This window comes from Ruegeria sp. YKSE079, assembly GCF_059612845.1.
The window spans coordinates 151241-164093 of record NZ_JBXWRJ010000003.1 but is presented as its reverse complement, the minus strand read 5'-3'; the positions used below and the strand labels follow the sequence as shown (position 1 = coordinate 164093).

Sequence of the window (12853 nt, the reverse complement as noted above, 5' to 3'; positions counted from 1 at the left end):
GGGGCGGCTGTTTGAGGTATCTCGCACCGACTGAACTTAGCGAAGCACTTGATGCCCTGGCCGCTGGCGGGGCCAGAATCGTTGCGGGCGGCACCGATTTCTATCCGTCCAAGCCGCAGGGCGCGTTGCAGACCGACCTTCTCGACATCACCCGCATCGGGGGCCTGCGCGGCATCCGGCGCGAAGATGGCCACTGGCGCATCGGCGCGGCCACACGGTGGAGCGATATCACCCGCTTGCAACTGCCCCCCGCCTTTGCCGGCCTGCAGGCGGCCGCGCGCGAGGTGGGCAGCATCCAGATTCAGAACGCCGGAACCGTCGCGGGCAACCTCTGCAACGCTTCACCTGCCGCCGACGGCGTGCCACCCCTGCTGACGCTCGACGCGCAGGTCGAGATCACCTCGATCCGGGCGACCCGCAGCCTGCCCCTGTCCGACTTCATCACCGGTGTCCGCGCAACCGCGCTCGAACCGGGCGAGATGGTGACGGCGGTGCTGATCCCCGCCCCGCCCGACAACGCCACCGGCAGTTTCGAAAAGCTGGGCGCGCGGCGCTATCTGGTGATCTCGATCACCATGACCGCGGCCCTGATCGCGCTGGATGACGACAACAGGATTGCCGAGGCCCGCATCGCGGTCGGCGCCTGCTCGCCCGTGGCGCAGCGCCTGACCGCGCTGGAACAGGAATTGACCGGCAAGACGATTGCCGAGGTGGATGTGCGCGACACCCACCTCGCCCCGCTCACCCCGATCGACGACATCCGCGGCAGCGCAGCCTATCGCGCGGATGCGGTGGCCGAACAGATCCTGCGCGCAATTCACAAGGCCGGAGGTTCCGATGGACGGTCGGGTTGATGACGCACTGATCCAGTTCAGGCTGAACGGCGAATCCGTTGCCGTGCGCCCCCGACTGGGGGAACGCCTGTCCGAGACACTGCGCGAACGCCTGTCGGCACGCGACGTCAAGATCGGCTGCAACGCCGGCGATTGCGGGGCCTGCACCGTGCTTGTCGATGGCGAGGCCGTCTGTGCCTGCCTCACGCCCACGCATCAGGCGGCGGGACAAACGGTCGAAACCCTCACCGGCCTGACCCGGAACGAGCCGGTAACCCAGCGCCTTGCCGACAGCTTCCACGCCCACGGCGCGGCGCAGTGCGGTATCTGCACACCCGGCATGCTGGTCTCGGCCACCGCCCTTCTGCGCCGCGACCTGCGACCGGAAGAGAACGAGGTCAAGGATGCGCTCGGCGGCGTCCTGTGCCGCTGCACCGGCTATCGCAAGATCATCGATGCGGTGGTGCAGACCTATCGTGAGCCGATCAGGCGCGAATACCACGACGACCATATCGGCGCGGCCATCCCCCGCCTCGACGGGCTGCCCAAGGTCGCGGGCACCGAAGCCTTCGGCGACGATGTGGCCCCGGCGGGCACGCTCGAACTGTACGTGATCCGCTCTCCCCATCACCGTGACGCCTTCGAATTTGGCGACCTCGACGCCTTTGCCGCCACTCCGGGCATCGCCGCGGTGCTGACGGCGGCGGATGTGCCGGGGCGCAACCTCTTCGGCACCATTCCGGGCTTTGTCGACCAGCCCGTATTCGCCACCGGCGAGACCCGGTTCCGGGGCGAGGCCGTGGCCGCCATCGTCGGAACACCCGACACCATCGCCACCTTCGATCCGCGCAGCTTCCCGGTAACGTGGACGGAACTGCCCGCGACCACGGACATGGCCGAGGCGATGGCCAGGGGCGCCCCCCTGCTGCACCCTGACCGCGCGGGCAATGTCATGACCTCGGGCTTCGTCAAACATGGCGATGCCGAGGCGGCGCTGGCCCGCGCCGATATCGTGGTCCAGGGCCGCTTCCGCTCGGGTTTTGTCGAACACGCCTATATCGAACCCGAGGCCGGGTTTGCCCAGGTCGTGGACGGGCGCGTGCATGTCCACGCCTGCACCCAGGCCCCGGTGATGGATCTCGAAAGCCTTGCCGACATCCTCGCCATGGAGCGCGACCAGATCCGCATCGTTCCCACCGCCACCGGCGGCGGGTTCGGGGCCAAGCTGGATATCTCGGTGCAGCCCTATCTCGCCATCGCCGCCCTCAAGACCGGCCAGCCGGTGCGCCTGACCTATTCCCGCACCGAGTCGATGCAATCGACCACCAAGCGCCACCCCTCGGACATGCGCCTGCGCATCGGCGCCACCAAGGATGGCAAGCTGTGCGGCATGACCTTTGACGGTCTTTTCAACACCGGCGCCTATTCCAGCTGGGGGCCGACCGTCGCCAACCGCGTGCCTGTCCACGCCTCCGGCCCCTACCGGTTCACCGACTACCGGGCCGAGGCCAAGGGCATCCACACCCACTGCGCCCCCTCCGGCGCCTTCCGCGGCTTCGGGGTTCCTCAATCGGCGCTGGCACAGGAAAGCCTGTTCGACGAACTGGCCGACAGGCTGGGCATCGACCGGCTGGAATTCCGCATCTCGAACGCGCTGGAAAACGGCGTACCGACAATCTGCGGTCAGGTCTTCGATCAGGGCGTCGGCATCCGTCCCTGCCTAAAAGCGCTGCGGCCCGCGTGGAAAACCGAACGCGAACAGGCCACCGCCTTCAACGCGGAAAACCGGACCCTCAAACGCGGTGTCGGCATCGCCGCCGGGTGGTACGGCTGCGGCAACACCTCGCTGCCCAACCCCTCGACCATCAAGGGCGGCATCCGCGCCGACGGCACGCTGGTTCTGCACCAGGGCGCGGCCGATATCGGGCAGGGCGCAAACACCGTCATCGCCCAGATCTTCGCCACCGCACTTGGCCTGCCCACCACGCAGCTGACCCTGATCGGCCCCGACACCGACGTCACGCCCGACGCCGGCAAAACCTCGGCCTCGCGCCAGACCTACGTCACCGGCAAGGCCGCGCAGCTGGCGGGCGAAGCCCTGCGCGCGGAGATCCTGTCGCGCGTCAACGCCAGCCCCGAGGCAGAACTGACCCTCACCGGCCCGACCCTGCAGATCACCGACGGCGACCGCACCCACGAGATCGATCTCGCCCCCCTGCCCGCCGATGCCCAAGGTTACGTCCTGCGCGCCGAAGAGACCTATGATCCGCCCACCAAACCGCTTGACGAAAACGGCCAGGGCATCCCCTATGCCCAGTTCGGCTATGCCGCGCATCTGGTGGTGGTCGAGGTCGACACCCGAATGGGCACCGTCAAACCTCTGCGCTTCACCGCCGCGCATGACGTGGGCCGCGCCATCAACCCGATGATGGTCGAGGGCCAGGTCGAAGGCGGCATCGCACAGGGTCTGGGCATGGCCCTGATGGAAGAATACATTCCCGGCCGCACCGAGAACCTGCACGACTACCTGATCCCCACGATCGGCGACATGCCCCCGGTCGAAACCCTGATCATCGAAGAACCTGACGCGCACGGCCCCTATGGCGCCAAGGGGCTGGGCGAACACGCCCTGATCCCCACCGCGCCCGCAATCCTGAACGCGATCAAGGATGCCTGCGGGGTGCGCCTCTATCAGGGGCCCGCCACGCCATCGCGCCTGCGCGAAGCATTGAAAGACCACGCCAATGGCCACTGAACGCGTCAAACCCGAGAAAATCCGCTGCGACGCCTGCCCGGTACTCTGCTACATCGCCGACGGGCGTTCGGGCGCCTGCGACCGCTATGCCAACCACGGCGGCGAGCTGGTGCGCCTCGACGCGCTGACCGTGATCGAACACACCAACCAGAAACTGGTGCCCTTCATGGAGGGCGGCACCCCCGGCGACTGGGATGGCGACATCCTGCAGGGTCACCGCCCCTTTGTCACCGCCGTGGGCGCGGGCACCACCTATCCCGACTACAAACCCGCCCCTTTCATCGTCAGCCAGCAGGTCGAAGGCGTCGACATGGTCACCGTGGTGACCGAAGGCATCTTCTCCTATTGCGGGGTCAAGGTGAAGATCGACACCGACCGCCATATCGGCCACGAACGCGATGAGGTGCGGGTCGACGGCGAACCCATCGGCCATGTGATGACCAGCGAATACGGCTCCAAGATGCTGTCGCTGGGCGGAGTCGAACACCTGACCGGCGGCTCCAAGAAAGAGGGCCGCGTGACCTGCGATGCCCTCCTGAAGCTCTGCAACCGCGAAGCGGTGGAAATGGTCATCGGCGAGCCGGGTCATGAAACCACCGTTGTGATTCAGGCCGGCAAAGCCCCCATCATCAACGGGGTCGAGGAAAAGCTGATGCGCGTCGGCTGCGGTTCTGCCGCCATCGGCATGTTCGCCAAGCAATGGACGGGCCATGTGGACGAAGTGGTCGTGGTCGACGATCACATCACCGGCGTGCTCAGCGAACATCAGGCAGGCCGGATGCTTGACGTGCCGCACACGGGCATCCGCATCAAGGGTCGTCGCTCGACACCGGGCCGCTATTTCCAGGTGGCCGAGCCCGGCACCGGCTGGGGCGGCACCGACATCACCGACCCGCTGGTGATCCTGGGCGAGTTCAAGCCCGAGGTCGCCTGGCCCGGCCTGCGCCTGCTGATGGTGTCCACCACGGGCGAGCAATATGCCTATTTCGAGCTTGACGACACGCTCACCCCGCAACCGGTGCAAATCCCCGACCGGCTGAAAGCTTCGGCCGACCTGATTGCCGAAAACTGCGAACCCTCTGTCTGTTCGGTTCTGTTCATGGGGGGCGCGGGCGGGTCGCTGCGCGCCGGCGTCACCGAAAACCCGGTGCGCCTGACCAAGTCGGTCAAGGACGCGCTGGCCTTTGTCACCTGCGGCGGCGCCGAAAGCTATGTCTGGCCCGGTGGCGGCATCACCGTGATGGTCGACGTGCTGGACATGCCGACGCAATCCTTCGGCTATGTGCCGACACCCGCTTTGGTCGCGCCCATCGAATTCACCATGCGGATCAGCGACTATGCCGCACTTGGCGGGCATATGGGCGAGGTGAAACCGGTCGCTCAGGTCGTCTCCGAAAACGCCCGCGTCCTGCCGCCCGACGAACATCACACCGACCCGACCGACCGCAAGCATTTCCGGTGGGCGCGCTGACATGGGGCCGGTTGCCGCCATACTCCCTTGCGGAACCCGGCTGCACCTGCAGCACGGCCCCATCGACCTGATCATCGGCGCGGACGGCGAACGCGACCGCGCCTTTGATGCCGCCCGCGCCCGGTTCGACACCATTCTTCAGGAACTGGTGGACGAACTGGAAACACTGCGTGCGCCCATGACACCGGACAGGCCCGGACCCTCGGGGCCAACCGCCCGCAGGATGCATTCCGCGACCCTTCCCCACTGCGCCCGTTTTGTCACCCGCATGGCCGCGGTCGCCGGGGCCGTCGCCGACGAAGTACTGGGCGCGATGCTGTCCGCCGCCGACCTGCGCCGCGCCTATGTCAACAATGGCGGCGACATCGCCATACATCTGGCCGGAGACGAGCGCTTTTCGATGGCGATGCAGGATCTGCACGGGCGCAACCTTGGCCGCATCACCGTTCACGCGTCTGATGGCATTGGCGGTCTCGCCACCTCGGGCCTCGGTGGGCGCAGCCTTTCCTTCGGCATCGCCGACAGCGTCACCGTCCTCGCCCGCAACGCGGCCTCGGCGGATGTCGCAGCGACCCTCATCGCCAACGCGGTTGACCTGCCCGGTCACCCGGCCATCCGTCGGGTTCCCGCCAGTCAGGTGCAGGACGACAGCGATCTGGGGGACCGTTTGGTAGTGGCAGGCTGCGGCGATTTGAGCGAAAACGAGGTCTGCCAGGCTGTACAAAACGGACAACAGGTGGCTGAAACCATGTACAAAACGGACAAATTGCGCGCCGCACACCTGACCCTGCGCGATCAGTCCCGTCTGGTGGGCAGTTGTGGAATGGTCTCGGCAACCCGGCAGGAGGTTCTGGAAATTGCATAAAGTTGAATTGCGGAAAACCGTATCCTCATTGGAGGAAATCTATCACGAAGGTGGCCCGGCCTCGGACACACCGCTGCGCCGCGCCTCGGTTCTGGCGATCATCAGGAACCCGTTTGCGGGGCGTTATGTAGCTGATATTCAAGGATTTATGGAAGATCTCAAACCCCTCGGACTGCAAATGGCGCAAAAGCTGATCGACATGCTGGGCGGGCCCGGGAATGTCGAAGGATACGGCAAGGGTTCGCTGATCGGCGAAGGTGGCGAGTTGGAACACGGCGCGCTCTGGCACGCCCCCGGCGGCTATGCAATGCGCCAGCTGCTTGGGAAAGCCAACGCAATCGTCCCTTCTTCCAAGAAAGTCAGTGGGTTAGGCGCAAGACTCGATGTCCCGATCACCCATATCAACGCCGCCTATGTGCGCAGCCATTTCGACAGTATGGAGGTCGGCTGCAACGACGCCCCACGCGCCGACGAGATGGCTTTTGCGCTGGTAATGACAACCGGCCCGCGCATTCATTCCCGCTCAGGCGGGCTGGAAGCCTGGCAGATCAAGGGAGAGGATGGATTGAGATGACAAAAATCCGCAAAATTGCCGTAAATGTCGAAGAAACCCACATTGAATCCGGGCGCGGTATCAATCCACCAACACGCAAGGCTGTCGCCGTCGCGGTGATCGAAAACCCCTTTGCCGGGCGTTACGTGGAAGACCTGAGCGAGTTGATCGAAACCGGCGCGGAACTGGGTGAACTGCTGGGCCGCCGCTGTGTCGAGGCGCTGGGGATTGCCCCGCAACAGGCTGAAAGTTATGGAAAATCTGCGATGGTTGGCGAGAATGGCGAGCTGGAACATGCCGCCGCGATCCTGCATCCCAAGCTTGGCGCGCCCCTGCGCAAGGAGGTCGAAAAGGGTGCGGCGCTGGTGCCATCCTCCAAAAAGATGGGCAGCCCGGGCCAAGTGCTGGACGTGCCGCTGGGCCACAAGGACGCCGCCTATGTCCGCAGTCATTTCGACGGTATCGAGGTCCGGCTGAACGACGCCCCTCGTGCCAACGAAATCATGGTGGCCGTCGCCGTCACCGACAGCGGCCGCCCCCTGCCCCGCGTTGGCGGGTTGACGGCAGGCGAGGCCGAAGGCAAGGACGGGTTGCGTTAAACCGTTAGAAAGAATATTGGAACCGGCACGAATTGAACCCGGCGGCACCCAGTGCAGAAGTGAAATGGCAACAGACGACACGGCATATGTTCTGGACGATCAGGTCGGCTATTTGCTGCGCCTGGCCAGTCAGCGTCACGCGGCGATCTTTCAGGCCCACACGATCGAGGGGCTGACCGCCACGCAGTTCGCGGCGCTGGTGCGGATCTCGGAAAAGGGCAAGTGCTCGCAGAACCACCTTGGACGTCTGGCGGCCATGGATGTTGCGACGATCAAGGGTGTCGTGGACCGGTTACGCGACAAGGGCCTGACGCTTACCGAACCCGACCCTGCCGACAAACGGCGTACACTTATTTCGCTATCTCCAGTTGGCGCGGCTCTGGTTGAACGGATGCAAAAAGTGGGCCGCCGGATCACCGCCGAAACATTGGCCCCGCTCACTGCCTCCGAGCAGCGAAGCCTCAACAGGCTGCTGCGCAAGATCGCCTGAAATCAGGCTAAAATTTGCGGCAGTCGTGTTGCCGGCGGCGTATTGCGGCTGCGCTCTGAACGGACGACACCATCAATGATGGTCATGCCCACGCCGGGCAAATTGCCCAGTTGAACCGATTCAAGGATGGTCTTGCCCGGCGCGTGCTGCGCCTGATCCATCAGCACGAAATCCGCACAATAGCCGCGTTCAATCAACCCAGTGTCCAGCTCACGCTGGCGGGCCGTATTGCCATTGGCAAAGCAGAAAGCGATTTCGGCCGGAACGTCGCCCAATGACGACAGCATCGCCACCATGCGCAGAATTCCCAACGGCTGGACGCCCGATCCGGCAGGACCGTCGGTGCCCAGAATGATCCGGTCCATCTGCCTGAGTTCACGCGCCGTGTTGAGCGTGAGCAAAGCAGCACGTTCGTTGCCGTTGTGTACAATCTCAAGACCTGCAGTACAGTTTTCACACAAACACATGATCTGATCATCCGGCAGCGCGGAATGCCCGCCATTGATGTGTCCGATCACGTCCGTTCCGGTCTCCAACACCATATCCGCGTCGATCAGGCCTGAGCCGGGGATCGACGGCCCCCCGGTATGGATCGTGGACTGGATGCCGTATTTCCGCGCCCAGTCGACCATCTGTCTGGCGGTCTTACCGTCCTTGACGGTGCCCAGACCCACCTCACCCAACAGTTTGACGCCGGCGTCCGCCATCTCCTTGAAATCCTGTTCGACCATGCCGTGTTCAATCACCGGCGCGCCCGCGTGCACCTTGACACCCGAGGGACGAAAATTCTCGTACCAGCGCTGCGAGGCAATCGCCATCGCCTTGAGGCCAACGATATCCTTGGGCCGACCCGGCATATGCACCTCGCCCGCCGAGATCAGCGTTGTCACCCCGCCATGCAACGTCGAGTCGATCCAGTGAAGCTGTTGCTGGCGCGGGGTATAGTCACCCACGACCGGGTGCACATGACTGTCGATCAGACCCGGTGCAAGCGTCACGCCATGTGCATCGATTTCGGTATCCGCGCCTTCGGTATCGAGATCGGCCTCATACCCCCAATCGGCGATTTTGCCGTCGACCGCGATCAGGCAGTCGCCGTCATAGATCGGGTGCTCCATCTTGCCGGACAGGATAAGGCCAATGTTCCTGATGACGAGTTTGGCAGACATCGCTTCCTCCCTTGCGATAGGCCGGTGTTTGTTAGCATACCAATAGTTTTGGGGCGTGCGTCAAGCATAGTGTTGATTTGGCGCACCTCGAAACGTCCGGCACAATTGTCCAAAGCTCGAACTTGGATGCGCCATCGAGCGGCAAAAGAAACACCCCCAAGCTTGCCGTTAGTCAGACTTCACAGAGACACCGGAAAAATCCCACCCGCAAAGGCTGCAACAATTGGCGCGGTCAAAGCAAAGCCCGAACGCAAGTGCTCGCTGAGTCCCACTTTCAGTCCATGCGACGTTTTCCAGGCGTCGAAATCGAGCTGTTCTCCGCTCTTGGAACAATGGTCCGCCTTATCGGTCAGGGTCTTGACCCAGCCATCCAAGATCAGGGCCACGGGCAAGTAGAAACTGAGAAGAAGCAAGGAAAAATAGGTTCCGGTGAACAGCGACGAGGCCAACACCACCGACCCGTAGGCCGCCCTGTGTGAATCTGCGACCATCGGAAGCGGCCAATGCATCCAACTGGTTGCAAAAAGCATTCCGAACGTCAGTACCAAACTGGACAGGTACAGCTGATGCCGCATCTGAAGCATGTTTTTGGCCAGCCGCGCAGCCTCCTGTTCCAGGTCGTCGGCCTCGCAGGTGTCGAGGCACAGGATCATTCCAACGATCAGAGCACCCACCGCAAGACCGGCAAGTGCGGTTATTATGTCCAACACGCGATTGAACAAGGAAATGACCGGTACTTCGCCACACCGCCCGAGCAACCATTTGTCATCCGGTTCCAGACACGCTGGCAGCGTGCCTCGCGACAGGGCCGTTTCGAAAAACGCGGCGCCAAGGCGGTAGTAGGCCCGTGGCGTGTCAGGCGACATGTTTTGCTGAATGGGTGGAATGATGGCCAACAAGAATATGACGAAAACCGTTCCTGCGGCCAAAATCCTTGTCTCTCTCGCTGTCGGGCGCGCCAGAGTGCGGACCAGTATTGACACGGCAAGCACTGCGAGGGATGCGAAGAACCAAGAAGTGGCGAGGAATCTGAATCGCCCTACTCCCTCCAGCCAGGGGCGGTCATCCTGCAGGATATTTGACGGCACGTTCAAATCGGTGGCCATCAACTGACCAGTGATCAGCTTGTTGATCAAAAAGATGCACACCGGCACCAACGCTATGAAAAAATAGCGCGGCTTTACTCGCCTGATGGTCACTGCCGACCTCATAATCTGATCCAAAGTCACATTTGGCTATCTAGCACAAATCTGCCCGGAGCGCATTGGTTTGGTTCCAATCGCTGTCGTCAAACAGTTTGCGTCAGTGCCAAGAACTACCCGCAACCCGCCGCGCCGAGGCGAATTGTGGCGGTAGTGTCCGTCAGTTTCTTGTCTAGGTATTGAACAGGAAATGCATTACATCGCCATCCTTGACGATGTACCCCTTGCCCTCGGCCCGCATTTTGCCCGCATCCTTGGCGCCAGTTTCGCCGTTGCAGGCGATATAGTCGTCAAAAGCGATGGTCTCGGCGCGGATGAACCCTTTTTCGAAATCGCCATGAATGACCCCGGCAGCCTGCGGCGCTGCGGTACCTTTTCGGATGGTCCATGCGCGGGCCTCTTTCGGGCCGACGGTGAAATAGGTTTCCAGCTTGAGCAGGTCATATCCGGCGCGGATCAGGCGGTCGAGACCCGGCTCGGACAGGCCCATCTCAGACAGGAACATTTCCGCCTCGTCCGGTTCCAGCAGGCTGATCTCTTCTTCGATCTTGGCCGAGATGATCACATGCGCATTGCCTTGCGCCGCGGCCATTTCAGCCACAGCTCGTGAATAGTCGTTGCCTTCGGCGGCCTCTTCCTCGGACACGTTGCAGACATAAAGCACCGGCTTGGTGGTCAGCAATTGCAGCGTTTTCCACGCCTTGGCGTCTTCGTCGCTGACCTCGACCATGCGGGCGGGCTTGCCGTCTTCAAGCATCGCTTGCGCGGCTGCCAACAGGCGATCCTGCTGCTGGGCTTCCTTGTCGTTGCCCTTGAGCTTGCGCACCAGGTTGGCACGTCGTTTTTCGATGCTTTCGAGATCGGCCAGCATCAGTTCGGTTTCGATGGTCTCGGCATCGGCCACAGGGTCGACCCGGCCATCCACATGGGTCACGTCGCCATCTTCGAAGCAGCGCAGCACATGGGCAATGGCGTCGGTTTCACGAATGTTGGCCAGAAACTGGTTGCCCAACCCTTCGCCCTTCGACGCGCCTTTCACCAGACCGGCAATGTCGACAAAGGTCATCCGGGTCGGGATGATCTGACGCGACTTGGCAATGGCCGCCAGATTGTCCAGGCGGTCATCCGGCACCGCCACATCGCCCACATTGGGTTCGATGGTGCAGAACGGGAAATTCGCCGCCTGCGCCGCAGCCGTTTTCGTCAGCGCGTTGAACAGGGTCGACTTGCCCACGTTAGGCAGCCCCACGATTCCCATTTTAAAGCCCATACCGGCCTCCTGATGCCATTCGACGGGCGCTTTTAGGCGGGTCCCGGACAATGCGCAAGCTGACATTCACAGATAGAAATTGCGTGTGGGTTTTGACAGGTCAACACGTTGCGAAAGCATTGTGCATCCTTGAACATTGAAATTGACAGGGTGTAATGATCAGTTAACCTTGAAACAGGTAATAAGTAGCGGAACACGCGGATGAAATCTCTTGTTGTCTCAATCTTCCTGGTCGTCGGCGCTGGCGCGGCACAGGCCCAATCTGTGATATTTGGCGCCGGTTATGCAGATTTTTCCGACAGCCGATCCCTGGATCAGGGTGTAATCTCTTTAGAATATCAGCATAAACCCTTTCACCAAGCCACGCATTTCGGTGCGGGCTGGGGCGGTGCGTTGTCGGTTCACGAAAACGGCGATGTTCATGTCGGCGTGGGTCTTTACGGTATCTATGATTTCGACAGCAACTGGTTTCTGGAAGGCAGCGTGATGCCCGGATTCTTCTCGGAATCCGACGAGTTGAATGATCTGGGCGGTGAATTCCAGATCCGTAGTCTGTTTGCGGTCGGTTACCGCTTTGACAGTGGCAATCGGTTGTCGTTGGCCATCACACACAAATCGAATGCCAGTACCAACGACTTCAATCCCGGTGTGAACTCGGCCCTGATCCGGTTTCACAAATCTTTCTAGGCGTTCCGGGCCAAGGCGGGATTGATTTTCCCGCCAAGTTTCTGCACATCAGGTCGAAACCCGAGTGCAAGGACTTCCGATGACCCGTATCGACGCCAAATTCGCTGCCCTGAAAGCCGAGGGCAAGAAAGCCTTTGTCGCCTATATCATGGCGGGTGATCCCGACTATGAAACCTCGCTGCAGGTGGTCAAGGGGCTGCCGGGTGCGGGCGTCGATGTGATCGAACTGGGACTTCCCTTTACCGATCCAATGGCGGACGGACCGACCATTCAGGCAGCTGGTCAGCGGGCGCTGGACGGCGGCATGACGCTGGACAAGACGCTGGAGCTGGCGCGCAGTTTTCGCGAAACCGACGATACGACGCCGATCGTGCTCATGGGTTATTACAATCCGATCTACAGTTGCGGCGTCGATGCCTTTCTGGAAAAAGCCAGGGCTGCCGGGATCGACGGCCTGATCGTCGTGGACCTTCCGCCCGAGGAAGATGACGAGCTGTGCATTCCCGCGCAAAAAGCCGGTTTGAATTTCATTCGGCTTGCGACCCCCACCACGGACGACAAGCGCCTGCCGCGTGTGCTGCAGAACACCTCCGGTTTCGTCTATTACGTTTCGATTACAGGCATCACCGGTGCCGCCGAGGCCGAGGCTGGCGATGTTGGCCCCGAAGTGGCACGGATCAAGTCGGCGACCGACCTGCCGGTTATCGTCGGCTTTGGCATCAATACGCCGGAAAAATCGCGTGCAATCGCATCTATTGCGGATGGCGCAGTTGTGGGCTCTGCCATCGTCGGCCAGATCGGGGCGGGAAAGCCAGTTGCTGACGTACTGGCGTTCGTCAAATCGCTGGCAGACGGGGCGCACTCGGTCTGACACGGCATTTTTCTGACTGATAAATCATGTACGGACACCTTGCCGGGTGTCTGTTTATTCGTGCCGTTTATGCTGCGTCATTCCTGCG

12 protein-coding genes are annotated in these 12853 nt (G+C 62.0%); 9 read left to right on the top strand and 3 right to left on the bottom strand.

The features are described from left to right. Positions 1–11: 11 nt before the first annotated feature. From AC2FMY_RS04035 to AC2FMY_RS04005, 7 genes are all read left to right on the top strand, one after another. On the top strand, positions 12–854 hold the full coding sequence (locus tag AC2FMY_RS04035) for an FAD binding domain-containing protein (RefSeq protein WP_496807009.1): 843 nt from the start codon (positions 12–14) through the stop codon (positions 852–854). Next, positions 838–3588 carry a molybdopterin-dependent oxidoreductase gene (locus tag AC2FMY_RS04030; RefSeq protein ID WP_496807036.1) on the top strand — a complete coding sequence of 917 codons (2751 nt, stop codon included), beginning with the start codon at positions 838–840 and terminating at the stop codon, positions 3586–3588. The genes AC2FMY_RS04035 and AC2FMY_RS04030 overlap by 17 nt, the downstream gene beginning before the upstream one ends. Next, complete coding sequence (locus tag AC2FMY_RS04025; protein ID WP_496807008.1) at positions 3578–5059, top strand: 6-hydroxynicotinate reductase; 1482 nt, start codon at positions 3578–3580, stop codon at positions 5057–5059. The genes AC2FMY_RS04030 and AC2FMY_RS04025 overlap by 11 nt, the downstream gene beginning before the upstream one ends. A 1-nt stretch (position 5060) precedes the next feature. Next, the gene (locus tag AC2FMY_RS04020) at positions 5061–5924 is read left to right on the top strand and encodes a UPF0280 family protein (RefSeq protein ID WP_496807007.1); all 864 of its coding nucleotides are present in this window, start codon (positions 5061–5063) and stop codon (positions 5922–5924) included. Continuing rightward, positions 5917–6498 (top strand): amino acid synthesis family protein, encoded by a 582-nt coding sequence (locus AC2FMY_RS04015; RefSeq protein ID WP_496807006.1) that lies wholly within the window; start codon positions 5917–5919, stop codon positions 6496–6498. Before AC2FMY_RS04020 ends, AC2FMY_RS04015 begins: the two co-directional genes overlap by 8 nt. Beyond that, positions 6495–7076 carry an amino acid synthesis family protein gene (locus tag AC2FMY_RS04010; protein ID WP_480747872.1) on the top strand — a complete coding sequence of 194 codons (582 nt, stop codon included), beginning with the start codon at positions 6495–6497 and terminating at the stop codon, positions 7074–7076. Before AC2FMY_RS04015 ends, AC2FMY_RS04010 begins: the two co-directional genes overlap by 4 nt. A 64-nt stretch (positions 7077–7140) precedes the next feature. Continuing rightward, positions 7141–7566, top strand: a complete 426-nt coding sequence (locus tag AC2FMY_RS04005; RefSeq protein ID WP_480747873.1) for a MarR family winged helix-turn-helix transcriptional regulator — start codon at positions 7141–7143, stop codon at positions 7564–7566. A 2-nt stretch (positions 7567–7568) separates the two neighbouring features. Here the strand turns inward: AC2FMY_RS04005 and AC2FMY_RS04000 are convergent, their stop codons facing one another. The 3 genes from AC2FMY_RS04000 to ychF all read right to left on the bottom strand — a co-directional run bounded on the left by AC2FMY_RS04000 (position 7569) and on the right by ychF (position 11207). Beyond that, positions 7569–8735, bottom strand: a complete 1167-nt coding sequence (locus AC2FMY_RS04000; RefSeq protein WP_496807005.1) for an amidohydrolase family protein — start codon at positions 8733–8735, stop codon at positions 7569–7571. A 179-nt stretch (positions 8736–8914) separates the two neighbouring features. Next, positions 8915–9934, bottom strand: a complete 1020-nt coding sequence (locus AC2FMY_RS03995; RefSeq protein ID WP_480747875.1) for a hypothetical protein — start codon at positions 9932–9934, stop codon at positions 8915–8917. A gap of 175 nt (positions 9935–10109) precedes the next feature. After that, the gene (ychF, locus tag AC2FMY_RS03990; protein WP_496745648.1) at positions 10110–11207 is read right to left on the bottom strand and encodes a redox-regulated ATPase YchF; all 1098 of its coding nucleotides are present in this window, start codon (positions 11205–11207) and stop codon (positions 10110–10112) included. Between the two features lie 201 nt (positions 11208–11408). Between ychF and AC2FMY_RS03985 the strand changes: the two genes are divergently transcribed. After that, a complete protein-coding gene (locus tag AC2FMY_RS03985; RefSeq protein ID WP_480747877.1) occupies positions 11409–11894 on the top strand; it encodes an acyloxyacyl hydrolase in 486 nt (161 codons plus the stop codon). A gap of 79 nt (positions 11895–11973) precedes the next feature. Further along, on the top strand, positions 11974–12765 hold the full coding sequence (gene trpA, locus AC2FMY_RS03980) for a tryptophan synthase subunit alpha (RefSeq protein WP_496745646.1): 792 nt from the start codon (positions 11974–11976) through the stop codon (positions 12763–12765). Positions 12766–12853 lie beyond the last annotated feature (88 nt).

Excerpts from the sequence above, each read along its gene's own strand:
- AC2FMY_RS04030 (WP_496807036.1), top strand. The coding sequence starts at position 838 with ATGGACGGTCGGGTTGATGACGCACTGATCCAGTTCAGGCTGAACGGC.
- AC2FMY_RS04025 (WP_496807008.1), top strand. The coding sequence starts at position 3,578 with ATGGCCACTGAACGCGTCAAACCCGAGAAAATCCGCTGCGACGCCTGC.
- AC2FMY_RS04020 (WP_496807007.1), top strand. The coding sequence starts at position 5,061 with ATGGGGCCGGTTGCCGCCATACTCCCTTGCGGAACCCGGCTGCACCTG.
- AC2FMY_RS04010 (WP_480747872.1), top strand. The coding sequence starts at position 6,495 with ATGACAAAAATCCGCAAAATTGCCGTAAATGTCGAAGAAACCCACATT.
- AC2FMY_RS04005 (WP_480747873.1), top strand. The coding sequence starts at position 7,141 with ATGGCAACAGACGACACGGCATATGTTCTGGACGATCAGGTCGGCTAT.
- AC2FMY_RS04000 (WP_496807005.1), bottom strand. The coding sequence starts at position 8,735 with ATGTCTGCCAAACTCGTCATCAGGAACATTGGCCTTATCCTGTCCGGC.
- ychF (WP_496745648.1), bottom strand. The coding sequence starts at position 11,207 with ATGGGCTTTAAAATGGGAATCGTGGGGCTGCCTAACGTGGGCAAGTCG.
- AC2FMY_RS03985 (WP_480747877.1), top strand. The coding sequence starts at position 11,409 with ATGAAATCTCTTGTTGTCTCAATCTTCCTGGTCGTCGGCGCTGGCGCG.
- trpA (WP_496745646.1), top strand. The coding sequence starts at position 11,974 with ATGACCCGTATCGACGCCAAATTCGCTGCCCTGAAAGCCGAGGGCAAG.